This window comes from Pantoea sp. Aalb, from assembly GCF_009829985.1.
GTDB lineage: Bacteria > Pseudomonadota > Gammaproteobacteria > Enterobacterales > Enterobacteriaceae > SZZU01.
Map to the genome: position 1 here is coordinate 310,692 of NZ_SZZU01000001.1, position 26,409 is coordinate 337,100.

Below are 26,409 nucleotides of genomic sequence, written 5' to 3' on the forward strand. Positions count from 1 at the left end.
TTACTATATATATTAATATATTTTTCTTTTAAAAAATTAACTTAATTATCAATTAAAAAAATATATTAATATAAATGTATGTTATAAGTGATGTTCAAGTGAGAAATTTAAAATAAAATAAAATAAAATAAAACAATCTTTTTAAGATATGAATAGCAATTAACTATTAGTATTTAACCTAAAATTTTCTTTATAAATCTAATTTTTATCAAAAGATAATAAATCTTTAATCTTTAATCTTTAATCTTTAATCTTTAATTAGAATAATGTAATCTTAAAATATTAGTAATATTAATCGTTTTTTATCATAAATAAAATATTTATTTATATGTAAATATATACTTATAATTTTTTTTATTAGTGAATCATAAATAATGTAATGAATATCTATTATAAAAAAAATATATGTTAATAATATTATTGTTTTTATGGTAATATAAATATATTTAATTTTGATATTAGAAATAATAATTTATTTATTGAAAATTTTTAATAAATTTAAGTGAAAACAATATTAATTCATATTTTATTATTTAATACCAATTTTAGTGATATTATATTTAATAGATTATATTTTATTAAATTTTATTAAATTATAAATTAATCATAACGATAATACTTATATTTATTTTAAGAAAAATTATATGATAATTATTTACTAAGTAAAACATAAGGAGTATTAAGGAGTATTGATGAATCAACCGCAAGCTAAAAAAATTGCCCATATTATGAATATGCACGATGATACACGTATCGACAATTATTATTGGTTGCGAGATGATAATCGACAAAATGTTGAAGTACTTGATTATTTAAGTATAGAAAATCAATATAGCCAGACCATAATGTCTCTGCAAAATAATTTACAAAATAATCTTTTATCTGAAATAATAAACCGTATTCCAGAAAAAGATTACTCTGTACCTTTTACAAAAAATAAATATAGGTATCAAACTCGTTACGATGTTGATAATGAATATGCATCTTATTTTCGGCAATCAGTAGATAAAGAACAAAATAAAGAACCGTGGGAATTATTGTTAGATTGTAATGAACGTGCTTTACAAAGTAATTTTTATAATATAGGAGCATTAAGTATTAGCCCTAATAATTTAGTAATGGCTGTTTCTGAAGATTTTATTTCTCGTAGATTATATGAAATAAGATTTTTGAATCTTGAATATAATAATTGGTATCCAGAAGTATTAATTAATTCATCAGAAACATTTGCTTGGGCTAATAATTCACATTCTATATATTATACACGTAAGCATTGTAAAACATTGCGTACATATCAAATATGGAAGCATGAATTAGGACAACCTCAATCTACAGATCATTTAATATATGAAGAAAATGATGATAGTTTTTATCTTAGTATTCATAAAACCACTTCTGAACAATTCATCCTCATTCAGTCTTTTAGTACTACAACTAGTGAAATTCAATTAATAGATGCTAATTACTCTAATAATAAACCCAAAATATTTACTCCAAGGGAAAAAAATCATAAATATAAAATTGATCACTATCATAATCAATTTTATATTCTTTCTAATAAAGATGGAAAAAATTTTGGTTTTTATCGTAGTGTTTGTTTTAAAAAAAACAATAATTGGAAGAATATTATCCCTGCACGAAATAATGTTTTTTTAAAGAATTTTCAAATTTTTTGTAACTGGTTAGTTGTAGAAGAAATTAAACATGGCTTACATACTTTACGTTATATAAACTGGAAAGATCATAAAAGCTATGATATTTCATTTACAGATCCTACTTATACCACATGGCTGGAATATAATTCATTTCCAGATAATGATCTACTACGATATGGTTATTCATCAATGACAACACCTAGCACTATATTTGAATTAAATATGAACACTGGTAAGCGTCAAATTTTAAAACAAATGTTAGTAACAGGATTTAAAGCTCAACACTATAAAAGTGAATATCATTGGATAACAGTACGTGATGGCACTAAAGTGCCAGTTTCTTTAGTATATCATCGTAAGTTTTTTAAATTAGGTAAGAATCCTCTTTTAGTATATGGCTATGGTGCTTATGGAAGCATTATTGATGCTGATTTTGAGTGCAGCCGTATAAGTTTATTAGAACGAGGCTTTATTTATGCTATCATTCACGTACGTGGTGGTGGAGAACTTGGACAAGAATGGTATGATGATGGTCGGTTACAAAATAAAATGAATAGTTTTACTGATTTTATAGATGCTACTAAAGGTATAGTAAAAAAAGGTTATGGTAATCCCCAAAAATTATATGCAATGGGAGGTAGTGCTGGTGGTTTACTAATTGGAGCAGTAGTTAATATAGCTCCACATTTATTTCATGGTATTGTTTCTCAAGTACCATTTGTTGATGTATTAACAACTATGCTTGATCCATCAATTCCATTAACTACAAATGAATATGATGAATGGGGTAATCCAGAACAATCCATATTTTATAAATATATTCGTAAATATAGTCCATATGATAATGTTGAAGCTAAAGCTTATCCACATATGTATATTACTACTGGTTTATATGATTCCCAAGTACAGTATTGGGAACCAGTAAAATGGGTAGCAAAACTACGAGAATTGAAAACTAATGATTCGTTATTACTCTTATATATTAATATGAATTCTGGGCATAGTGGGCAATCTGGTCGTTTTAAATATTATGAGATTTTATCTCAAGAATATACTTTTTTAATTAGCTTATCGAAAGATGGTTTTCCATTATTAAAAAATAATTGATTATTATGAATAGGTTTGTAAGGTATTTGAAATAATATTTCACATGAAATATTATTTCATTGATTCTAAATATGCTATTTTTTTACAAAAAAAAATTGAGGTTAATTTTAAGATTATTTTAAATTAACATATAAATATTTACTATATTATGTTTAAATATTTCAGATTAATATCTGATATTATATTTAAATAAATTAATAATAAAACTATGATAGTAAATAATTATATATATGTTTTAACTACATAATGAGAAGTTATTTATTTACCATAATTTTTACTAAAATAAAAATAGTACATGTAATTATTAAATTTAAATTACATTTAAGAATAAAAACATTTTTAATCTATTTAATGATTAATTATTATTTATATTCATATCGTAAGCAAGAAAAATTATGAGATATTGACCGGTAAAATATTAATCGTTGATTGAATAATTTTCTTAAATCATTTGATTTATTATACTTTCTCTCTATCATTTTAATACTTACTGGCATATTATAACGTTCTTTAAAAGCTATGCTAGCAGCTATTAAATCAATTTTTAATTTATTTTTATTTTCTTGAGAAAGGAAAGCAATATTGTAACTCATATTTTTCTTAAAATAATCTATTATTAAAGTTAAATTTTTAGGTTAGTTATTTAAATTAATTTAAATAAGTTTTTATTTAATTTTGGAATTGATATAGTATCATACTCTTAAAATAAAAATTTATCAATTAAATTTAACATTTTTCATTTTCATTAAGATAAAACTTAAATTCTAGATATTAGATCTATTAATATTATTAATAATTGTATTTGTTATAGATTAAATGAATTTATTAATTTATAAATTTAAGTTAAAAACTCATGTTGTTATGAATAACATATGTTTTACATGTGCTACTAATTATTAAACTTAATATGACAAAGATCACAAATTTTATTACTTTTTCAATTTTATTATTATTTAATTAATAAATAAACTTGAAAATCATTAATTTTAATTTATATTAATATAATATATTTAATATAACTATATTTATAAGAAAGATACTTTAGCTTAAGGCTCTTTAGGAGCCATTTCCCTAGACCGAGTACAAATAATTGTATTCGGTCTTTTTTTAGATAATAGTTTATATTATTTTGTAATAATATTGATTATCTAAAATAGATAAAATCTAAAAATATTAATATAAATAAAAGAATACATTTAAAGATTTTTTATAAACATTATTGCCTTATATTCTAATTAATATTTCATGAATATAATCAACTTATTTTATTCTGTATGTTTTAAAAATATTGCTATTTATAATTATATATAATATAACAATTAGTATTGTACTATTATTTAATTCTAATATAAAGGAAAATGAAATAAATGTTTTATTTGAATATTTATATGGTTCTTATTTGAATAAATATTTATTATTTATAATAGTTATTTAAAATAAATACATTATACACATATTATTAACTAATGCTTCAGTCTATGTATATATTTAATATATGATCAATTTTATAAATAAAGATTATAATTCTTATTATATAAAAATATAAATTTATCAAGTAGTTCTACGTTTAAATATTTAGTAAGTTAAATTTTTTAAATTAAATTATTTTTATTTTTTTAGTTAAACTAATGATTAGTTAGTTAACTATTTATCTATACTAATTAATAGTATTTTATTGTTAACTTAATAAATATTTTTATTTTTTATTTTAAAGAAATAAAAATATTTATTTCTTTAAAATATATACATTATTAAATAACTAATAATATATTTTCTTTCTCTATATCTATATTTTGTATTTAATTACATAATCCAAATAGTTAATATTTATATATTTTTTAAGCTTTTTATATATTAAAATGATTAGTTTCACCGTGATAATCATTAATGAAATAAGAGTAATTATTAATGATAAATTTGTTTGTGTTTTTAATTAAGTGATATTGAACTGTTAAAAAAAATAAGTTTATATTTTTATATAAAAAATACATTAAAATTTAACATATTACATAATATAATCAAAAAATAGTTCTAATTAGGAAATTTTAATGGAAAGTATATCTAAATTTAATAATAGTAAAGAAATTATAGCTTTTTTAGCAGAACGTTTCCCAGCTTGTTTTAAAGCTAAAGGTGAAGCAATACCACTTAAAATAGGTATATTTCAGGATATAATTAAACGTATTCAAGATGAAAAACAATTAAGCAAAACGCAATTACGATTAGCTTTACGTCTTTATACTTCTAGCTGGCGTTATCTTTATAGTATTAAATCTGGAGTTAGTCGTATAGATCTTGATGGTAATGTTTGTGGTATATTGGAAGAGAAACATATTAAATATGCTTGCAAACAATTAGAAGAGGCTAAAATACGGTTTCAAGCACAACGTCAGGAATTACAAAAATCTAAAAAAACTAAAAAATATTTTTTTGAAATGCATCCATGTAATTCTATAGAACATAAATCTGGAGAACATAAAATAGAAAAAAAAATAAATAAAGAAAATATGTCTTCTTGTAATTTAAATTTAAATAAACTATCTAGTATAGTACGTACTTTAGATTCTGAATCAATTCTTAATAATACAACTTTACAACCTGGTCAAAATATAAAAGTAAAAGCTGGTAAAAAATCTATAAATGCAACTGTCCTTGAAATTACTAAAGATGGTATTAGAGTACAATTATCTTCTGGCATAGCTGTTATTATGCGCGCAGAACATTTGAAATTTTGAAATGGAGCCTGCAGTTTACATGAAGAAGAAAATATTAATATTAAGTACAATTACAGCAGGATTGTTATTAACAGCCTCATTTTCTATATTTAGTACAAATGAAATTATTCATTATAATCAAATTCCTCAGCTAAATATAAGACCGGAATATCCTACTGTTACTAAAAGGATAGCTTCATATTTTTTTTATTCTCACTATCGTAAGTTTAAAATCGATAATAAATTTTCAAAAGAAATTTTTTATAGATACCTTAATGCAATAGATTACAATCATAATCTATTGCTTACATCAGAAATAGCAAAATTTAATAGTATTAACATTACAGAAAAATTAATAAAAGGTAAATTAGATATATTTTATAACCTTTATAATTTAGTACAAAAGCGCCGTTTTGAATTTTATCGATATGCTTTAAGTGTATTAAATTGTCCGATGATATTTAATAATAATGACTTTATCGAAATTAACCGTAAAACATCTCCTTGGCCCAAGAACAAAAAAGAAATTCAAGCTTTATGGGATGATGAAATTAAATATAATGAATTCATCTTAAAAATAACTGGCAAGAAGGATGAAGAAATTCAAAAAAAATTATTTAAAAAGTATAAATTTGCCATACATCATCTAATACAAGGTAATAGTGAAGACGTATTCCAACTAGCAATGACTGCATTTGCTCATTCAATCGACCCTCATACTAACTATTTATCGCCAGATAATACTAATCAATTTAACTCGCACATAAATTTATCCTTAGATGGAATTGGCTTGTTATTACATATAGATGACAATGATCATATACTTATTGAATCTATTGTACCAAATGGACCAGCAGCAAAAAGTAAACAATTTCATATAGGAGATCGTATTGTTGGTATTGGAAAAACAAGTAATTCGATAGAATCTATTATTGGATGGCGTCTAGATAATGTAATATCTAAAATAAGAGGACCATATGGGAGTAAAATATCTATTAAAATCTTACCAGTAAATAAAGAAATGAAAATTAGTATTATTACTTTAATACGTCAAAAAATTTATCTTCAAGATAATGCTGTAAAAAGTAATATATATTATATTGGTAAAAAAAAAATTGCCCTACTAAGAATTAGTAGTTTCTACTATGGATTAACTAATGATGTAAAATTACAGTTACAAAAACTGCAAAGACAAAATATTATTAATATAGTAATTGATTTACGTGCCAATGGCGGTGGACTACTAAAGGAAGCCATTTCTTTATCTGGTTTATTTATTCCTAACAGACCAATAGTATTAATTCGTAATAAAAATGGCTTAGTACATGAAGAAAATTCTAATAATAGCATTACATATTATAAAGGTCCCATGATAATATTAGTTGATCATTTTAGTGCATCTGCTTCTGAAATTTTTGCTGCTGCTATGCAAGATTATGGACGCGCTCTGATTGTTGGTGAACGTACCTTTGGTAAAGGTACAGTACAAAAATATCAATTATTAAATCGTTTTTACGATCGCATATTTCATTATAAATGGCCAACATTAGGTTCAGTACAATATACCACTCAGAAATTTTACCGTATTAATGGCAGCAGTACTCAATGTAAAGGTGTTAGACCAGATATATTGATGCTTGATGATTTAGATGTTATAGAAAATATTGAAAAATATAAAGAAAATTCATTACCGTGGGATCGTATTAGCGCTATTAAATATACTAAAATTGGGAATATTAGTCCATTAATTCCAAAGCTTACTAAGTTACATATTGCTCGTATTAAGAAAGATCCAAATTATCAGTATCTTATTAGATACATGAAGCATATTGTTGATAATATTAAAAATAAACCTCATATTATTTTTTTAAATCTTGAGAAATATAAAAAAAATTCTCTTAACAATGATATCAAATATTTAAAAAGTATTAATAAGTATTATTGTATTGAATGGAAAACCTCATTAAAGAATTTGAGTCTAGTGCTTAAAGATCATAAAAAACGTGATTTTTACATAAATGAAACATTAAAAATTGCTAATGATATGTCTAAACTAGAAACCAAACAAAATAAAATAAATTTAATTTTTTAAAAAATTAAAATATTTAAAATTCATGTACTTATATACTAGGTTATATATATAAATTATTATATGTGTTTCAAACTTATATAGTTTAAAATATATGATATTTATTTTTCTTTTATTAATTTCTAATCTGCAGTAATATTCTTTTTATAATGATATTGATATAATAGATATTCATTCAATTAGTATTAAAATTTAATTATTTTAAAGCCTTTTAGGATTTAGTTTATATTAATTAATTATTAAGTGAACTAGAATGTCAGTAATATATAATTTTAAGCGATAATATTGATAGATTAATATTGCAATGTTACATATGTCAATTTATCATACATCAAATATTAATAACGTTGCTAATAACTTTTTTTGCAACACATCTTTAGTTGTAATATTCAGTTTTTTTGCAAAGAAAATATTAATAAATTTAGAAGCAACGATAACACATGAAATTTCTATGTTAATATAATAAATTAGTCATTATGTTTAATATTTTTTAGTTCTAAGTTACTTTCTTGTATAATTAGAACTATATTCTTTAAAGAAGGTATGCTAAAAAATAAATATTATTAAATGATTTTCATCATCAATAAATTATTTTTTATGTAAATTTATTTTAACTTTTAATTAATCATCATTAATTAATGTGATTAAAACACTTTATAAAAATAGGATATACTTTTATTTTTTAAGTATTTAAAATACATTAATTTTTAATATAAGGATATTGAATTACTGTTTAATCCTAAATTAATTTATATCTAGAGGTTTATAAAAAATTTATAAATTTTTATGACATCTTAAATGTTTACTTAACATAAGAAATTTTTAAGTATATAATTATATACATTATTTGGAGTAAGTAAAAAATAAGTATTTTCTATTAATGGTTTTTAAAATTTAAATACAATACTGTGATAATAAATATTATTTATTTAAATAGATATTTAAATAAAATCATAGCTTGATGTATAAAAATTTCTAAATGTTTTAAGAAATCTTTTTTAAGTGATATTAAAAATTAAGGGTTAGGGAATTTACAAAATGACAAAAATGAAAGGTCAAGTTAAATGGTTTAATGAATCAAAAGGTTTTGGTTTTATTACCCCTGTTGATGGTAGTAAGGATGTATTCGTACATTTCTCTGCTATTCAAGGTAATGGGTTTAAAACTTTAGCTGAAGGTCAACAAGTTGAGTTTGAAATTCAAGATGGTCAAAAAGGTCCATCAGCAATTAATGTAACTACTATTTAAATTAAAACATATTTTATATGTGTTATACTTAAAAACATCTTAAAGCCTCAGATCCTAGATCGGGCTTTTTGCATTTTATCTTTTTACTCAATGAATTAAGATTCTAAATATAAATTTAGTGTATTTTATTTATAATTTAAATCGTTGATTTGAATTATAAATAAAATGTGTTATACTAAGTTAATGTTAAAACAATCTCGTGTATACAGTTAAGGAGGATAGGGTTTTAGCTCACCTTTATGGAACATCATCGGAGTATTTTAATCTGCATTCAATACTTTCTAAAGATATTTCAACAATTACAAGGATATAAAGAATATGCTTGTAAATTAAAGATCTGCTTTTTTATCACTGCATGTTACAGAACAATTTTCATTTACTTTTACTATTAAGATTTTGCAAAAGAGTCATTGATTGATGGAATTTTTATTAGATCCTTCAATTTGGGCTGGTTTGCTTACATTAATTATGTTGGAAATTGTTCTGAGCATTGATAATCTAGTTTTCTTAGCTATTCTTGCAGATAAATTACCTCCAAAAGAACGCGATAAAGCTCGCTTGATTGGTTTATCCTTAGCATTAATTATGCGACTTAGCTTACTTTCCATTATTTCATGGATGGTAACTCTTACTCGTCCTTTATTTAGCATAGGATATTTTGAATTTTCTGGAAAAGATTTAATTTTATTAGTTAGTGGTTTTTTTTTATTATGCAAAGCAACTATAGAATTACACGAACGCTTAGAAAATAATACTATTGAACATCAAGCGAATAAAAATTCGCCCAGTTTTTTAGCAATGGTAATACAAATCGTTTTGATGGATGTAGTATTTTCTCTAGATGCAGTCATTACAGCAGTAGGTATGGTAAATCAGCTTCCTATAATGATGACCTCTGTTGTCATTGCTACTGCTATTATGCAATTAGCTTCTAAGCCGTTAACACGATTTATTAATGCACACCCAACCGTAGTGGTTTTATGTTTAAGTTTTTTATTAATGATCGGTTTATCTTTAATAGCAGAAGGTTTCGGTTTTTATATCCCAAAAGCTTATCTTTATGTTGCTATAGGGTTTTCTATTTTTATTGAATTGTTTAATCAAATTGCACGACGTAATTTTCTTCGTCATCAGCAACATCGTCCAATACGAGAACGTACTGCTGAAGCCATTATTCGTCTAATGGGTGGATTACAAAAAAATCAACCGGCAACAACTGAAGAAACAACAAGATTAGTAGAAACTGTACGACAACAAGAAGCTTTTAAAGATGAAGAACGTTATATGATTAATAGCGTATTAACTCTTTCTCAGCGTTCAATTAGCAGTATTATGACCCCACGTAGTAATATTTCTTGGATTGACGTTTCCTGTTCTTTAAATGAAATACGTACTAAACTACTTGATACTTCACATAGCTTATTTCCTGTATGTCGTGGTGAACTAGATAAAATTATTGGTGTAATACGAGCTAAAGAATTATTGGTAGAAATTGATAAAGGTACAGATGTTGCAAAATTTGCTTCTAATTTCCCTGCAGTTATGGTACTTGAAACTCTAGATTCTATTAATTTACTTGGTGTACTGAGGCGAGCTAAAGATAGTTTTGTTATTATAATTAATAAATTTGGTATCATTCAAGGTTTAATTACACCATTAGATGTACTTGAAGTAATTGCCGGTGAATTCTTAGATGAAAAAGAAAAAAAATCTTTTATATCTTAGGAGTAAGATATAAAAGAGGAGAATAGCTCATATATATCTTATTAATTAATTTAAATAATTTATTAAATATTATTTTTGATAATAATTTTATAATAAAATTATAGGATAAATAAATATTTTCATGTAAATTACTATAGAACTGAATACTACTATTTATTTTTTAATTTAGACATAATAGGATTTATTTTATGAAATATCTCTTCATATTCTTCTTTGAGTATACTATCTGCTACTAATCCACCACCTGCCGTACAATAAATATATTGTTTTTCTGCAATTAAAGTACGAATATTAATATTGATATCCATACGGCCACATAAACTAATATAACCGATACTACCACACCATGCATTACGGCAATGAGGTTCTAATTCTTCAATTATTTCCATGGCTCGAATTTTAGGAGCACCTGTTATAGATCCTCCAGGAAAACAAGAGCGTAATAAATCAACTGGTGAAAATTTTTTTTTTAGAAATCCACGTACTGTACTAACTAAATGATATAATGTTGGAAAAGGTTCTACTACAAATAATTCTGGGACTAAAATACTACCTGGTATTGCAACACGGCCAATATCATTCCGTAGTAAATCTACTATCATTAAATTTTCTGCACGATCTTTTATCGAATGTGCAAGTTTCCTTGCTTGATGTAGATCAGCAATCGGTTCAAAAAGGCGTGGAATTGTTCCTTTAATAGGACGACTTTCAATTTGTCGGTTTTGTAATAATAAAAATCGTTCTGGAGAAAAGCTAAGCATAGAGCTCGTAGGTAATTTTAAAAATGCACTAAATGGTGCACGATTATATTTATTTAAATACAAAAAAGCTTGCCATTCATTACCACGATAAGTTGCTTGAAAACGCTGTGCTAAATTAACTTGATAACAATCACCTGCATGTATATATTCCTGTATTATATAAAAACGTTTAGCATAATCATCAAAAGTAAGGTTAGATTCCCAATCACTAGTTAAGATAAAATCTTCACTTTTTAATATATTATTTTGAGATAATAACCATTGCCAACGATCCTGAGGACTATTTAATGATACTAATGTTAATTTTTTTAAATAATGATCAGCTATAAGAGCCCAATCATAAATTCCTATAGCCATATCTGGAGTTGTAATATCATCCTTAGCAATTTGCGGAATTTTTTCAAAGCGTCTTCCAAGATCATAACCGAATAATCCAATAGCTCCTCCTTGAAAAGGTAAATTAGAGTTAGATTTTACCTTAATTCCTAGTATATCACATTGTTGTTGTACAATAACCAGTGGATCATTCTTAGAATGAGTAACACTATTACCTTGTGTTATTACTGTAATATCTCTATATGTAGTTATTGTTGAACACGGATCTGTTGAAAAAATATCGAATCGGCTATACTGATGATTAGAATGGCCTGAAGTAAGTAGCATAGACCATGGATGATGGGCTATATTTGAAAAATAATAGAAGAGTCTATCTAAAGAATATGTTAATGATAAAGTATAAACTTTAGTGATCATAGCATATGATTTTTAAATATTAAATTATCTTTAATAATAACAATTATTACCATTGCTATCTATTTATTTATGAAATACTTAGTATATTACTTTAAATACTACATTAAATTAAATACTTTTCTCAAAAAATAATTCAAAAAAATTTATTTATTTGAAATGAATAAATTCATTATATATTTTTATATATTATCTAGGATTTATTTTTAAGGTTCTTTATTATTATGTCTATTTGTATTTTAGCTTTAGAAACATCAGCAGAAGCCTGTTCAGTTGCGTTATTCCATCAAGATCAAATTGATACCCGTTTTGAAATTGCTATACGTAATCATACACAACGTGTTTTACCACTTATTCAAGAAGTATTGCTAGCACAAAAATTACAACTAAGTTCACTTAACGCTTTAGCTTTTTGCCAGGGACCAGGTAGTTTTACTGGAGTACGTATTGGTATTGGTTTTGCACAAGGTCTAGCTCTTGGAGCAAACTTACCAATGATTGGTATTTCTTCCCTTGCTACTATGGCACAAGGTGCTTGGCGTAAAATGAAAGTTAGAAGAGTAATAGCTGCAATTAATGCGTATATGGGAGAAATTTATTGGGCTGAATATCAGAAAAATAATAATGATATATGGTTAGGTACAGAAACTGAAACAGTTCTATTACCAGAAAAAGCACAGGAACGTCTTGCTGCTTTACGCGGCAAGTGGGCTATAGTTGGTACCGGTTGGCAAATATATCCGGAGTTATTAAAATCTTCTGGTGCCAAATTAATCCATACCGATATACTATTACCTAGTGCTGAAGATATGTTACCGTTAGCCATTAATAAATGGGAACAAAAAAAAATTCATGCAGTAGAAAATATTCGGCAAACATATTTACGTAATAAAGATACATGGAAAAAGTTGCCAAGTCGATAGGCAAATATATTTATTAAAATAAATTATGATTGTATATGTTATGTGTATTAATGATTATGAATAAAAAAATAATGTTAATGAGCAAATAAATAATCAAAATACAAAATTTTAATTTAATGTTGTATATTATTATAATAAATAATTACTATATCTTCATATCCTATTCTAATTCCTATTATTTAATTAATGTTTCTTCTTCAGGTAAAGTAACATTAAGTTCAAGAATAGAAATATCATTTTCTTTATGTTCAAGTTGGACAGTTACCATATCTGGATCAATTTTAACGTATTTACAAATTACATCTAAAATATCACGTTTTAACTGTGGTAGATAATGAGGTTCACTATCATGTTTTCTTCGTTCGGCTACAATAATTTGTAGCCTTTCCTTGGCTATATTTGCTGTGTTCTTTTTACGGGACAAAAAGAAATCAAGTAATGCCATTATATTATCCCCCGAACAGGCGTTTCAAAAAACTTTTTTTCTCTTCTTCAATAAATCGGAATGGAAGTTCTTCGCCAAGTAATCGATCTACGGTATCAGCATAAGCTTTACCGGCATCTGAGTTGGTATCAAGAATTATTGGTTCACCTTGGTTAGATGCACGTAATACAGATTGATCTTCTGGAATTACACCCATTAAAGGAATACGTAGTATTTCCAATACATCTTCCATACTAAGCATATCTCCGCGGATAACTCGATTAGGATTATAACGAGTTAAAAGTAAATGTTCTTTAACTGGTTCATCTCCATTTTCTGCTCTACGAGATTTTGACGAAATAATCCCTAATATACGATCTGAATCACGTACAGAAGAAACTTCTGGATTAGTTGTAATTATTGCTTCATCAGCAAAATATATAGCCATGAGTGCACCGGTTTCAATTCCTGCTGGGGAATCACAAACGATAAAATCAAATTCCATTTCCGCTAAATCATTAAGTACTTTTTCAGCTCCGTTTCGAGTTAATGCATCCTTATCTCTAGTTTGTGATGCAGGAAGAATATATAATCGTTCAGTTCGTTTATCACGGATAAGAGCTTGGTTCAGTGTTGCATCTCTTTGAATAACATTTACAAAATCGTATACAACACGGCGTTCACATCCCATAACTAAGTCAAGATTTCTTAGTCCTATATCAAAATCAATTACTACAGTTTTTTTGCCTTTCTGTGCTAATCCTGTAGCGATAGCAGCACTTGAAGTAGTTTTGCCAACGCCTCCTTTACCTGATGTAACTACAATGATACGTGCCATGAATAATAATTTCCTTAACAAAAAAAGGGGTTAATTATTAATTGAGATTTTGTATTGTAAGTGTGCCATCTTTGAGATATAAGCGTACCGATTTACCAAAAAATTTTGTAGGAATCTGATCTATGATCCAATATTCACCAGCAATAGATATCAATTCTCCAAAAAAATTAGTACAAAAAATTTGGCAATCACGATCGCCGTTAGCTCCTGCTAAAGCACGACCACGCATTATGCCATAAATATGAATATTACCATCAGCTATTAGTTCGGCACCAGCACTAACATTATTGGTAAGTATAAGATCGGTATTACGCGCATAAATTTGTTGTCCTGAACGTATTGGAGTATGAATAATACGAGTTTTATTTATATTTTGAGGTATGGAAACTGAAGTATTATTTAAATTAAAGCTTTCTTTTCCTTCAGACAATATTGGTAAACCAGACTGATCTATCTTTTGTTTTAATAATTTATCAGTACAACCACTAATACCTACTATACGTAAACCTGTTTTATTAATAGCATGTTTCATTTTTTCCCAATTAGTATTATTATTTAATGCTGATACATTTAATACTATTGGGGCATTTTGTAAAAAAACAGGTGCTTGATTAATCTTATCTTGTAATGCTTTACGAATAATTTCAGGTTGTGAATTGTATAGGTAAAATACTAATAAGGTGAAATTACTTCCCTTACATTCAATTGGCATTTGTAACATCTGTGCTGTCTCTATACTTTTTATATTTTTTCCAAGATTTAAATATCATTAAATTGATAATAGTAGAATTTTTATAACTATACTATAGTTGTAATTTCACTAATGAAGTAAGTTCTTTATTAAAAAATATTTATTGATCTTAAATAAATTTAATAAATAAATTGAAATATTTAATTAAATATGTTTAACAAAGCTTGTTAATTATTTATTAAAGTATTTATTGAGATAGATACTTATTAAGTAATTAACATAAATCTAAAATAAGAAAATAATATAAAACTAAAAATTGCAATTTAAATAGTTTATTATAAATTAATAAATAAATTTATTAATTTATAATAAACTATCAAAATATTCTATAATAAGATTTTTAATAAAAAATTAACTTAAAAAAATAGTATTATTTTAAAGTTAAGATAAGCTATTATTATACTAATAAAGTAGTACTATAAGTTATTAAAGTTATGAATCAAGATTTTTTAATCTACATTAAAAATTGATCCATATTATATTAATATTTATTAATTTAAAATTAATAAATTCAATATAATTCATAATTATTTTTAATTTATTATAGACATTAATTTTTGATTTTTATGAGATATTAAGCATAGTCTATAAAAAATTTATATATGATATAAACTCCATTTATTTAAAGTAAATATACTGTTAATTTTTTTATTTAAATATAAATTAGTAAAGTATTTAAATTAACCTATTGATTATTTAATAATAAGTGAATTGAAAATATTTTTTATTTCCAATAAAATATTGGAGTTCATAATTATTTAAAAAAGAAAAAACATTTTACTATTTTTATTAAATAATCCATTTAATTTTTAAGATCTTTTGTATATATGATTAAATATATTAACTAATATCATCAATTGTATTTAATATAAGTATATTTTTATATATAATCATTTAATTTGAAAGTATTAATTAATTATAATATCTATTATATTTATACATAAAAATTAATTATATTTTTAAAAAAATTAGAAAATAATTAGTTCTTGAAATATAGATATTATTTTTAACTTTAATGCAAAGTATTAAAGTCCATAAAAAAAATTCTTGTATCTTACTAAATAAATCTATTATTTTAAATTGATATAAAAATATCATATTTAATTATTCAATTAAAAAATTTTACAGCTATTATTTATAACTAACTAACTAACTATTAATACATACTAAAACATCACAATCCTTGTATACCGTATAAATATACAAAAAGAGAAAATATCATGCCACGACCTATCGGTGCAACTATTAATCAAACAGCCCTACATAATAATATTTCTATTGTAAAACAGTTAGCTCCGTATGCTAATATTTGGTCAATAGTAAAAGCTAATGCATATGGTCATGGTTTATCTCGTGTATGGAAAAGTTTAACAAAAACCGATGGTTTTGCACTTGTAAATATAGAAGATGCTATTTTTTTACGTGAACAAGGATGGAAAAAACCAATTTTATTATTAGAAGGATTTTTTCAGCAGCAAGATATCACATTAATTGATTATTATCACTTAACTACTAGTATCCATAGTAGTTGGCAAATTCAAGCTATAGCACAAGCACATGTTTCTAAACCGATTAATATATATTTAAAAATTAATACTGGTATGAATAGATTAGGATTTCGCCCAGAACAAACACAAATTATATGGAGAATATTGCGATCTTTACCTAACATAGGACAAATGACACTTATGACACATTTTGCTGATACTAAAAATTTGAAAAAATTTAATAAATCTTTAAAGTGTATTAAAAAAGCAGCTAATAAATTAAATTGTTTATGTTCTTTAGCTAATTCAGCGACTATATTATGGCATCCAGAAGCTCACTTTGATTGGATTCGTCCAGGAATTATTTTATATGGTGCATCGCCTAGTGGAGAGTGGAAAGATATTAATAATACTAATTTACAACCTGTAATGACGCTTAACAGTGAAATTATTGGAATACAGAATCTTGTATATGGCGATGGAGTAGGTTATAATTATCACTATCACGCACTACATAGTCAGCGTATTGGTACAGTTTCTTGTGGTTATGGCGATGGTTATCCACGTCATGCTCCAACAGGTACACCAGTTTGTGTAGATGGTATTCGTACAAGAACTTTAGGATTAATTTCAATGGATATGATGGCCATAGATTTAGAACCATGTCCTCAAGCAAGTATAGGATCTAAAGTAGAGCTATGGGGTAAAGAAATAAAAATTGATGAAGTTGCTACTTCAGCTGGGACAATAAGCTATGAGCTTATGTGTTCTCTTACATCTCGAGTTCCAGTAAAAATGATTTTTTAAAATCTACAATTATAAAGAACAAACTATATACTTCATTTAATAAAATTCTTATGAATAAAAACAATTAATTAACTAGATAAATATAATATTTAATTACTTATCAATAATTTACTTTATATCATTTTAAATGATAATGAATTATCATTGTAAATTCATTTATTTAATATTTATCTTTTAAAAATTGAATGTATTATTTTTAGATGAAATCAGTATGATTAAATCTAATACTTTATTAGAATAACCTGTTTCATTATCATACCAAGAAATCAATTTAACAAAATTATCGTTTAATGCAATCCCTGCTTTAGCATCAAATATTGAAGTTAAAATATTACCGTTAAAATCACTTGATACTATATCATCTTCAATATATCCAATAACATCTTTCATATCTTTTTTAGAAGCATTTTTAATTGCCATACAAATATTGTTATAATTAGTTGGTTTTTCTAAACGTACAGTAAAGTCAATTACAGATACATTAGTAGTTGGAACACGAAAAGCCATACCAGTGAGTTTTCCGTTTAATTCTGGTAACACTTTACCAACCGCTTTAGCAGCACCAGTAGAAGATGGGATAATATTTTGAAATGCTCCGCGTCCGCCACGCCAATCTTTATAGGATGGACTATCAACAGTTTTCTGAGTTGCAGTAATAGAATGAACCGTAGTCATCAATCCTTCAATAATACCAAATTCATCATTTATTACCTTAGCTAACGGAGCTAAACAATTAGTAGTACATGAAGCATTAGAGACAATATCTTGACCATTATATTTATTAAAATTAACTCCTCTAACAAACATAGGAGTATCATCTTTAGATGGCCCAGTTAATACTACTTTTTTAGCACCTGCAGTAATATGTTTACGTGCAGTGTCATCAGTTAAAAAAATACCAGTTGCTTCTGCAACGACATCAACTTTTACTTCATCCCATTTTAGTTTTTCTGGATTTATTTCATTACTAACACGAATTTTTTTACCATTGACAATTAATAAATCACTTTCTACTGCTATAGTGCCAGGAAACCGACCATGAGTTGAATCATACTTAAGCATGTAAGCTATGTAATTTACTTCAAGTAAATCATTAATTGCAACAATTTCAATGTTAGAACGTTGCTGTGCAGCACGAAAAAGAATTCGACCTATACGCCCAAAACCGTTAATGCCTACTTTAATAGTCATATTTACCAGCTATAAAGTTATATGTTATGAAGTATTATCTATAAGTTCATAAACATGATATTAAGAACCAAGTATAATTAATAAATTAATTATTTTATTTGCTTTTTAAAAAAATTATAAATTTTGTTATTTTAAAAATAAAAAATTTTTTAGATTAAATAATATACTAGTAAAATTTACTATATATATAAGTTTATATATTATAGCTGTTAGTTAAATTATTAATTTATATCCATGCTGGATTTAATTGAATAATAATTTTTTTGTTAAAATTATATATTTATTAAAATTATATAATTGATAGTATCATTAATGTTTTAGAAATAATACATTAATGGATTTTATATAAATTTAAATGTAGACCAAACAGGAGCATGATCAGAAGGCTTCTTCATGCTACGAATATCATAATCTATACCACTTTCTATACAATATGAAGCTAAATATTTATTAGCAAGTAATAAATCGATACGTAATCCACGATTATCATTAAATCCTTTAGATCGATAATCAAACCAAGAAAAGCAGTCGTTTATTTTTGGATTTTTTTCACGCCAAGTATCAACCAAACCTAAGCTAAATAAATTTTTCATCCATTCTCGCTCTTCTGGTAGAAAAGAACATTTTCCTATATTTAACCAACGTGTTCGATTTTTTTCTCCAATACCAATATCTAAGTCACTAGTACTAATGTTCATATCACCCATTATTATTATTGGGCTATTTATTGAAATATTTTTTTCTAAATAATTTTGTAAGTTATAAAAAAAAGTTTTCTTAGCGCCAAATTTTATAGAATCATTACGATTGCCTCCTTGGGGAAAATACGCATTAAGTACTTTAATATTTCCTATAGGACTAGAAATATCCGCTATAATAACTCTACATTGTACGTTTTTTTCATCTTCTGGAAAATTATAACATACCGTAATTGGTGATTTTCTAGTAAATAAAGCTACACCATAGTGAGCTTTCTGTCCATGATAATAAATATTATAATTTAACTTTTTAAGTTCCTCTAGTGGAAACATATCATTGTGTACTTTGGTTTCTTGCAAGCCAATAACATCTGGTTCATGTTTTTTAATAAGAGCTTCTAATTGATGTTTTCTTGCTCTTAATCCATTAACATTAAAAGAAACAAACTTCATGATCATTGAATTAAATACTTCTTTTTCTAAAAAATTTAAATTTTGAATGAAAATTAATTAACATAGTAATTTTTAATATTTATTACACTAAATTGATATGATTCATGTGCAATATATCAATTTTTATAAATTTATTTATTTTAAAATTTGTTTTTTTTTTATTTATTTACTTAAAAAAACAAGTATTTAAGTAAATTAAATTTAATTACTTCAATACATAATAATAAATATTATTATATTTTATGTATGATTTTATCATATTTATCTATCATTTAATAATTTTATCAAAATATCTTTTTCTTCTTACTTTATATAATATATAAAATAATTTACTTGAAGATAAAAATTTTTGGCATTTAAATGTTATTATCAATAACTAATTATTAATTAATCTTCTGTTGAGTTCTTATAATTTACATATATTTTTCTTATTAGGATTAATTATTTGCATAATAAATTAAATTATATAGTTTTTATATCATTACATTATATCTATATCTAATATTAATATTTTAAATAAAAGATAAAATCTATAATCACAATACTTTATTACTATTTAAGTAATGGTTAAGTATAAAATATAAAAAATAAAAAATATTAGTCAATAATTTCACGTATAATGATGTTTATTAAATTTAATTAATATATTAATTAAATGTTTTATTCTCAAAGATCTTTTTAAGATATTTTCTGCTACAACTAAATATTAAAAATTATCAGACAGTAAAAATAATGAATATAACTTACTGCTAATCTATGCTGATAATGAATTATCAATTTAGTCATTTAAATAAATATAATACTATAAAACTCAACTGCATCATATTTTAAGTAAACTTAATCTGTTATGTAGGGATATAAAAATTGAAAATCCATTAATCGTCAAAAAGATAATTATTGTCGAAGTTGCACAGCTAAGATTAGTATTAGATACTACTATGTTATCAAATAATAATCTTACTTTTCACTATCTTGATATTACACGTGCCGATAATAACGCTATATTAGCTACATTATTAAAATCTTTATTTAATTTTTTATTACAAAAACAAATTTATATACAAAAACAACACTTATCTAAGTTGTTTATTAATAACAATTAATATGTTATTGCATCAAATTAATTTGAATGGTCAGTTTCTACTTTGAGTAGGTCATGATCATCGAGAATTGAAAAAATCACTTTTAGTTTCTGCTGATTTAAATGCAAAATTTAATATCAACTATAATCCTTTTATTAAATTCATATTAGTAAAATAGATTCATATTAGTAAAAGCGTACCATTAGATACTATAGAGAATATAAATCTAAAGCAAATCATTTAACAAGCTAATATTTGGAAATGTAACGTTTAGAGTTCTAATAGTAAAATTTGTTTAATAAACAACATATATATATTAAGATTAATTTTTTTATGTTTTATATTTTGAAATTTAATAGATTAACCTCATCTTCAATAAGTCTTTATAAAAAATTATTGATATACTATTTATTTATTTCATTGTTTAAACTAATAATTAAATATTTACTTGAACAGTTTATAAGAGAGTTCTTCTATGGCTTCCTATAACTATAAAGTCAAAAAAGCAATAATTCCAGTTGCAGGGTTAGGTACACGTATGTTACCTGCTACTAAAGCTATTCCAAAAGAAATGTTACCTTTAGTTGATAAGCCATTAATCCAGTATGTAGTAAATGAATGTATTGCTTCAGGAATTAATGAAATTATTTTAGTAACTCATTCTTCTAAAAATTCAATTGAAAATCATTTCGATACTAGTTTTGAATTAGAAGCAATGTTAGAAAAACGTGTTCAACGTCAATTATTAGATGAAATTAAATCTATTTGTCCTCCGCACGTTACTATTATGCAAGTACGTCAAGGTATAGCAAAAGGACTTGGTCATGCCATAATGTGTGCTCATCCTTTAGTGGGTAACGAACCTGTAGCAATTCTGCTACCAGATGTTATTGTGGATGATTGTACATCAGATCTAACTAAAGATAATTTAGCAGAAATGTTAATACGTTACGAACAAAGTGGATATGGTCAAATTATGGTTAATCCAGTTGTAGACGTAACAGAGTACGGTATTGTTGATTGTAAAAATATAGATTTAAATCCTGGTGATAGTGTGCAAATATTTGGAGTTATTGAAAAACCAAAAAAATCCCAATTACTTTCTAATTTAGCAATAGTTGGTCGTTATGTTCTTCCATCAAAAATTTGGACATTATTAGAAAAAACTCCTCCGGCTATTGGCGGTGAAATTCAGCTTACTGATTGTATTTCGTTATTAATAAAAGAAGAAATCGTTGAAGCTTATCATATGAAAGGCATAAGTCATGATTGTGGTAATAAATTAGGTTATATGCAAACTTTTGTTGAATATGGTATTCGGCATCCAGTATTAGGTAAAAAGTTTACTGAATGGTTAAATAATAAAATAAAATTATTAAATAAAGGATAATTAATGAAAGTAACTTTATTTGGTATTGGTTATGTTGGCTTAGTTCAAGCTGCAGTATTTGCTGAAGTAGGACATGAAGTTATTTGTATTGATGTTGATAGTAAAAAAGTCAATAATTTAAAAAAAGGAATTATTCCTATTTTTGAACCTGGTTTAACTTCTTTAGTTATATCAAATTATAAGGCTGGACGTCTTCAATTTAGTACGAATGCAAAAAAAGGAGTAAATCATGGTATAATGCAATTTATTGCTGTAGGTACTCCAGCTAATAAAGATGGTTCTGCAGATTTAAAATATGTCAAGATGGTTGCTCGTACTATTGCACAGCATGTTAATACTTATAAAGTTATTATTAATAAATCTACTGTACCAGTTGGAACTACAGATTATATCCGTTCAATTATGACTAATATCTTAAAAGTTCGTGACGTAAATGTTATTTTTGATGTAGTTTCAAATCCAGAATTTTTAAAAGAAGGTGTAGCAATAAATGATTGTATGCGTCCTGAGCGTATAATAATAGGTACGGATAATAATAAAGTTGCAGAGTTATTTCGAGAGCTGTATGAACCTTTTAATAGAAATCATGATCGTATGATCCTAATGGATATTCGTAGTGCTGAATTAACTAAATATGCAGCAAATTGTATGTTAGCAACAAAAATTAGTTTCATGAATGAAATAGCTAATTTAGCGGAATATTTAGGTGCTGATATTGAAAAAGTTCGTCAAGGTATTGGGTCAGATCCTAGAATTGGTTATTATTGTATATATCCTGGCTGTGGATACGGTGGTTCTTGTTTTCCAAAGGATATAAAATCTCTCATTAATACTGCTAAATCAGTTGGTTATCAAGCAAATCTTTTAAATGCTGTGGAAAAGGTAAATGATTTTCAAAAAACCAAATTAGTTGGTTTTATTAAATATCATTTTGGAAATAATTTACATGGTAAAATTTTTGCTTTGTGGGGGTTGGCATTTAAGCCTAATACAGATGACATGCGTGAAGCATCTAGTCGAGTATTAATGGAATCATTATGGAAATTAGGTGCTATTATTCAAGCATTTGATCCAGAGGCTATGAATGAAGCACAACGTATTTATGGCAATCGCAATGATCTCAAGCTCATGATTACAAAAGAAGATGCTTTACAAAATGCAGATGGTTTAATTATTTGTACTGAATGGCAAAATTTTCGCGCATTAGATTTTAATTTAGTTAAAAATATATTAAAACAACCTGTGATTTTTGATGGTCGTAATTTATACGACCCAGAACGCATCAAAAAAATCGGATTTATTTATTATGCAATTGGTCGTGGAGATTCTATTAAAATTGTATAATAAATGAGGAATTTATGAATTTTCTAGTTACTGGTGCAGCAGGGTTTATTGGATTTCATATTAGTAAACGTTTACTAAATGCTGGTCATCAAGTTATAGGTATTGATAATCTAAATGATTATTATGATGTACACTTAAAAAAAGCACGACTACAGCAAATCATGCATGATTCATCTTTTACTTTTTTAAAAATAGATCTTGCAGATCGTGTAGCAATCTCTTCTTTATTTGCTAAGTATCATTTTAAACGAGTTATTCATTTAGGTGCTCAAGCTGGCGTACGTTATTCAATTGATAATCCGTATTCTTATGTTAATACTAATTTAATTGGTCACATTAATATTCTTGAAGGTTGTCGTCATCATAAAATTGATCATTTACTTTATGCTTCATCTAGCTCAGTATATGGACTTAACTGTAAAATGCCTTTTTCAACTGATGATTGCGTTGACCATCCAATTTCACTATATGCAGCAACAAAAAAATCTAATGAATTAATGTCTCATACTTATTCTTATTTATATCAATTACCTACCACTGGACTGCGTCTTTTTACTGTTTATGGCCCATGGGGACGTCCGGATATGGCATTATTTAAATTTACTAGTGCTATGCTATCAGGTAAGAAAATAGATGTTTACAATAATGGTAATATGAAAAGAGATTTCACTTATATAGATGATATTTGTGAAGTTATTTTCAGATTACAAAATACAATTCCTCAACCAAATAAGAACTGGGCAGTAAAAAATAGATCTACTAATATTCAATATGCACCTTATAGTATCTATAATGTTGGTAATAATCATCCAGTAAGCTTATTGACCTATATTGCATCATTAGAAAAAGCATTAGGCATAAAAGCGAAAAAAAACATGTTGCCAATACAACCAGGAGATTTATTAGAAACTCATGCTGATACTCAAAATCTCCAGGACATCATTAATTTTTGTCCTAAAACTAATGTTGATTGGGGTATACAACAATTTGTTAAGTGGTATCTTAATTTTTATAATTATTAATATTTTTAAAATCTAGTATTAGTATGCTATACATGTATGATTAATTACAATTTAAAATTGCATAGGAATTATCACTTTATAAAAATACTTTTAAGTATTTTTATAAGTAATTAGTAATATACTTAAATAGCAATTCAAGAAGTTATTCTATAGTATACAGATATTATCTATTATAATATTTTTATTACTTGACTTGATTTTTAATAAATAAAGTAGATAAAAAATAATGATTAATTATTTTAATAAAAGATAAAATCGTTATTAAAAATTAAATTAATAAATATCATAATAATGGATTAAGGAAGTGGAATAATTTTTCAATGATACGTTGCCACCAAGCACGTTTTATCCAAATAGCATCATCTAATAAATAAGAGGATGCTATATAATCATCCTGTATACGAGCAAGATCACTACCAAATCTAGCATCATCAATTGCTAGTGTAAGCTCAAAATTGAGCCAAAAACTTCGCATGTCAAGATTTACTGTACCTACTAAACATAGCTGTTTATCTACTAAAATACTTTTAGTATGTAATAATCCTTTTTCAAATTGATAGATTTTTACACCTGCTTTTAGTAGTTCAGTGAAAAATGCTCTACTCGCCCAACCTACTAATACAGAGTCATTGTAACGTGGTAAAATAATCTTTACCTCAACACCCCGATATGCAGCAGTACATATCGCATGAAGTAACTCATCGCTCGGTATGAAGTAAGGAGTAGTCATAATAAGCTGTGTATGTGCTGAATACACTGCAGTTAATAAAACTTGATGTATTATATCTTCTGAAAAACCAGGACCTGAAGGAATTACTTGAATAGTATAATTATTCTCTTTTTTTAATGAAATCATTTTTTTATTAGGTGGAGAGGGTAAAATACGTTTACCTGTCTCAATTTCCCAATCACAAGCATAAACCATTCCAATTATTGTTGAAACTGGTCCTTCCATACGTACTACTAAATCAATCCATGGTCCCACACCTGAATCTTTCTTGAAGAAATGTGGATCTACCATGTTCATACTACCAGTATATGCAATTTTGTTATCAATAAGTATGACTTTACGATGTTGACGTAAATCCATACGACGTAGAAAAATACATAGTAAACTTACCTGAAGAGCTTCAACTATATCAATCCCAGCGTTACGCATTATATTAACTAGAGGATCATTAAAAAAAGCTATACTACCAACTGAATCTAACATTAAACGACATTTAACACCACGTCGAGATGCAGCAATTAATGATTCAGCAACTTTATCAGTTAGTCCACTGCTTTGCCATATATAAAATGCCATTTCAATATTTTTTCTTGCAAAATTAATATCGTGAATAATTGCATTCATCACATCACTAGTATTAGTAATTAATTGTACTTTATTTCCTATAACACCTCTTATACTTTGACGTTTTCTACATAAATTAAATAAAGCCTTCGAAATATTGCTATGTTTATTTGTAAAAATATAACGGCTCTCTTTAAGCTCATTTAACCATTTAATTATAGAAATCCAAGTATTACGAGTACATTTACTACGTTTTTTACCTAAATTAAGTTCTCCTAAAGTTAAATATATAATAACCCCAATTATAGGTGAAATACATATAACGAGTAACCATGCTAGTATCGAATTAATTGTACGATGTTGCATAAGAATACGTATTGTTACAAATACAATTAACAACAAGTATATCAAGATGAATATCCAACTGATAAATGTACAAAGTATATTCATTAAATATGGACATCCTATTAATAATTATTAAAGCAAGTTTATATATTTATAACTTGTAATAAAAGTTATACCGTTATTTAATTTTAATTAAGAATTTATTAATTTAACTGTCAATCAAAAATTTATAATTTTTTTAATTTTTAGATATTTTGAAAGGGTATACAATTAATAATAAAGAAATAATAGTAAAGAACGAAAGTTATTTT

General features: G+C 25.4%; 18 protein-coding genes and 1 pseudogene. 11 read left to right on the forward strand and 8 right to left on the reverse strand.

Going from position 1 to position 26,409, the window contains the following annotated elements:
* Nucleotides 1-692 precede the first annotated feature (692 nt).
* A complete protein-coding gene (locus FD728_RS01210; RefSeq protein WP_159933997.1) occupies nt 693-2,762 on the forward strand; it encodes a S9 family peptidase in 2,070 nt (689 codons plus the stop codon).
* A gap of 362 nt (nt 2,763-3,124) precedes the next feature.
* On the opposite strand, the gene FD728_RS01215 is transcribed toward FD728_RS01210, so the two are convergent.
* Entirely contained in the window at nt 3,125-3,355 is a 231-nt protein-coding gene (locus FD728_RS01215; RefSeq protein WP_159933999.1) for a DNA polymerase III subunit theta, read from the reverse strand.
* A gap of 1,455 nt (nt 3,356-4,810) precedes the next feature.
* Here FD728_RS01215 and proQ point away from each other — a divergent pair.
* The 4 genes and pseudogenes from proQ to FD728_RS01235 all read left to right on the forward strand — a co-directional run.
* A complete protein-coding gene (gene proQ / locus FD728_RS01220; RefSeq protein WP_159934001.1) occupies nt 4,811-5,497 on the forward strand; it encodes an RNA chaperone ProQ in 687 nt (228 codons plus the stop codon).
* 19 nt (nt 5,498-5,516) lie between these two features.
* Complete coding sequence (locus tag FD728_RS01225; RefSeq protein WP_159934003.1) at nt 5,517-7,568, forward strand: carboxy terminal-processing peptidase; 2,052 nt, start codon at nt 5,517-5,519, stop codon at nt 7,566-7,568.
* Between the two features lie 1,035 nt (nt 7,569-8,603).
* Nucleotides 8,604-8,813 (forward strand): transcription antiterminator/RNA stability regulator CspE, encoded by a 210-nt coding sequence (cspE, locus tag FD728_RS01230; protein WP_159934005.1) that lies wholly within the window; start codon nt 8,604-8,606, stop codon nt 8,811-8,813.
* Nucleotides 8,814-9,230: 417 nt separating this feature from the next.
* Nucleotides 9,231-10,535: pseudogene (locus FD728_RS01235) on the forward strand (CBS domain-containing protein); the annotation flags it as partial.
* A 152-nt stretch (nt 10,536-10,687) separates the two neighbouring features.
* Here the strand turns inward: FD728_RS01235 and pabB are convergent.
* Complete coding sequence (gene pabB, locus FD728_RS01240; RefSeq protein ID WP_159934009.1) at nt 10,688-12,052, reverse strand: aminodeoxychorismate synthase component 1; 1,365 nt, start codon at nt 12,050-12,052, stop codon at nt 10,688-10,690.
* Between the two features lie 221 nt (nt 12,053-12,273).
* Between pabB and tsaB the strand changes: the two genes are divergently transcribed.
* Nucleotides 12,274-12,972: a tRNA (adenosine(37)-N6)-threonylcarbamoyltransferase complex dimerization subunit type 1 TsaB gene (gene tsaB, locus FD728_RS01245; protein WP_159934011.1), complete on the forward strand. Its 699-nt coding sequence runs from the start codon at nt 12,274-12,276 to the stop codon at nt 12,970-12,972.
* 175 nt (nt 12,973-13,147) lie between these two features.
* Here the strand turns inward: tsaB and minE are convergent, their stop codons facing one another.
* The 3 genes from minE to minC are packed head-to-tail and all read right to left on the reverse strand — an operon-like array spanning nt 13,148 to nt 14,955.
* Nucleotides 13,148-13,417 carry a cell division topological specificity factor MinE gene (gene minE, locus FD728_RS01250; protein ID WP_159934013.1) on the reverse strand — a complete coding sequence of 90 codons (270 nt, stop codon included), beginning with the start codon at nt 13,415-13,417 and terminating at the stop codon, nt 13,148-13,150.
* A 4-nt stretch (nt 13,418-13,421) separates the two neighbouring features.
* Complete coding sequence (minD, locus tag FD728_RS01255) at nt 13,422-14,234, reverse strand: septum site-determining protein MinD (RefSeq protein WP_159934015.1); 813 nt, start codon at nt 14,232-14,234, stop codon at nt 13,422-13,424.
* A gap of 37 nt (nt 14,235-14,271) precedes the next feature.
* Nucleotides 14,272-14,955, reverse strand: a complete 684-nt coding sequence (gene minC, locus FD728_RS01260; protein ID WP_159934017.1) for a septum site-determining protein MinC — start codon at nt 14,953-14,955, stop codon at nt 14,272-14,274.
* Between the two features lie 1,250 nt (nt 14,956-16,205).
* Here minC and dadX point away from each other — a divergent pair.
* Nucleotides 16,206-17,279: a catabolic alanine racemase DadX gene (gene dadX / locus FD728_RS01265; protein ID WP_159934019.1), complete on the forward strand. Its 1,074-nt coding sequence runs from the start codon at nt 16,206-16,208 to the stop codon at nt 17,277-17,279.
* A 174-nt stretch (nt 17,280-17,453) separates the two neighbouring features.
* Here dadX and gap read toward each other — a convergent pair whose 3' ends face one another.
* A complete protein-coding gene (gene gap, locus FD728_RS01270; RefSeq protein WP_159934021.1) occupies nt 17,454-18,470 on the reverse strand; it encodes a type I glyceraldehyde-3-phosphate dehydrogenase in 1,017 nt (338 codons plus the stop codon).
* 341 nt (nt 18,471-18,811) lie between these two features.
* Complete coding sequence (gene xthA, locus FD728_RS01275; RefSeq protein ID WP_159934468.1) at nt 18,812-19,621, reverse strand: exodeoxyribonuclease III; 810 nt, start codon at nt 19,619-19,621, stop codon at nt 18,812-18,814.
* A 938-nt stretch (nt 19,622-20,559) separates the two neighbouring features.
* Here xthA and FD728_RS01280 point away from each other — a divergent pair.
* From FD728_RS01280 to FD728_RS01295, 4 genes are all read left to right on the forward strand, one after another.
* Nucleotides 20,560-20,724 carry a hypothetical protein gene (locus tag FD728_RS01280; RefSeq protein WP_159934023.1) on the forward strand — a complete coding sequence of 55 codons (165 nt, stop codon included), beginning with the start codon at nt 20,560-20,562 and terminating at the stop codon, nt 20,722-20,724.
* A gap of 454 nt (nt 20,725-21,178) precedes the next feature.
* Nucleotides 21,179-22,093, forward strand: a complete 915-nt coding sequence (galU, locus tag FD728_RS01285) for a UTP--glucose-1-phosphate uridylyltransferase GalU (RefSeq protein ID WP_159934025.1) — start codon at nt 21,179-21,181, stop codon at nt 22,091-22,093.
* Between the two features lie 3 nt (nt 22,094-22,096).
* Complete coding sequence (locus FD728_RS01290; RefSeq protein ID WP_159934027.1) at nt 22,097-23,437, forward strand: UDP-glucose/GDP-mannose dehydrogenase family protein; 1,341 nt, start codon at nt 22,097-22,099, stop codon at nt 23,435-23,437.
* A 14-nt stretch (nt 23,438-23,451) separates the two neighbouring features.
* Nucleotides 23,452-24,459, forward strand: a complete 1,008-nt coding sequence (locus FD728_RS01295) for an NAD-dependent epimerase (protein WP_159934029.1) — start codon at nt 23,452-23,454, stop codon at nt 24,457-24,459.
* A gap of 283 nt (nt 24,460-24,742) precedes the next feature.
* Here FD728_RS01295 and cls read toward each other — a convergent pair whose 3' ends face one another.
* Nucleotides 24,743-26,203, reverse strand: coding sequence for a cardiolipin synthase (cls, locus tag FD728_RS01300; RefSeq protein ID WP_159934031.1), 1,461 nt, complete (start codon nt 26,201-26,203; stop codon nt 24,743-24,745).
* Nucleotides 26,204-26,409 lie beyond the last annotated feature (206 nt).

Bases quoted from the DNA above. Each gene is read 5' to 3' on its own strand.
- FD728_RS01295 (WP_159934029.1), top strand. From the start codon at position 23,452: ATGAATTTTCTAGTTACTGGTGCAGCAGGGTTTATTGGATTTCATATT.
- pabB (WP_159934009.1), bottom strand. From the start codon at position 12,052: ATGATCACTAAAGTTTATACTTTATCATTAACATATTCTTTAGATAGA.
- FD728_RS01225 (WP_159934003.1), top strand. From the start codon at position 5,517: ATGAAGAAGAAAATATTAATATTAAGTACAATTACAGCAGGATTGTTA.
- dadX (WP_159934019.1), top strand. From the start codon at position 16,206: ATGCCACGACCTATCGGTGCAACTATTAATCAAACAGCCCTACATAAT.
- proQ (WP_159934001.1), top strand. From the start codon at position 4,811: ATGGAAAGTATATCTAAATTTAATAATAGTAAAGAAATTATAGCTTTT.
- galU (WP_159934025.1), top strand. From the start codon at position 21,179: ATGGCTTCCTATAACTATAAAGTCAAAAAAGCAATAATTCCAGTTGCA.
- minD (WP_159934015.1), bottom strand. From the start codon at position 14,234: ATGGCACGTATCATTGTAGTTACATCAGGTAAAGGAGGCGTTGGCAAA.
- tsaB (WP_159934011.1), top strand. From the start codon at position 12,274: ATGTCTATTTGTATTTTAGCTTTAGAAACATCAGCAGAAGCCTGTTCA.
- gap (WP_159934021.1), bottom strand. From the start codon at position 18,470: ATGACTATTAAAGTAGGCATTAACGGTTTTGGGCGTATAGGTCGAATT.
- FD728_RS01290 (WP_159934027.1), top strand. From the start codon at position 22,097: ATGAAAGTAACTTTATTTGGTATTGGTTATGTTGGCTTAGTTCAAGCT.
- cspE (WP_159934005.1), top strand. From the start codon at position 8,604: ATGACAAAAATGAAAGGTCAAGTTAAATGGTTTAATGAATCAAAAGGT.
- FD728_RS01280 (WP_159934023.1), top strand. From the start codon at position 20,560: ATGTTATCAAATAATAATCTTACTTTTCACTATCTTGATATTACACGT.
- xthA (WP_159934468.1), bottom strand. From the start codon at position 19,621: ATGAAGTTTGTTTCTTTTAATGTTAATGGATTAAGAGCAAGAAAACAT.
- minC (WP_159934017.1), bottom strand. From the start codon at position 14,955: ATGTTACAAATGCCAATTGAATGTAAGGGAAGTAATTTCACCTTATTA.
- cls (WP_159934031.1), bottom strand. From the start codon at position 26,203: ATGAATATACTTTGTACATTTATCAGTTGGATATTCATCTTGATATAC.
- FD728_RS01210 (WP_159933997.1), top strand. From the start codon at position 693: ATGAATCAACCGCAAGCTAAAAAAATTGCCCATATTATGAATATGCAC.
- minE (WP_159934013.1), bottom strand. From the start codon at position 13,417: ATGGCATTACTTGATTTCTTTTTGTCCCGTAAAAAGAACACAGCAAAT.
- FD728_RS01215 (WP_159933999.1), bottom strand. From the start codon at position 3,355: ATGAGTTACAATATTGCTTTCCTTTCTCAAGAAAATAAAAATAAATTA.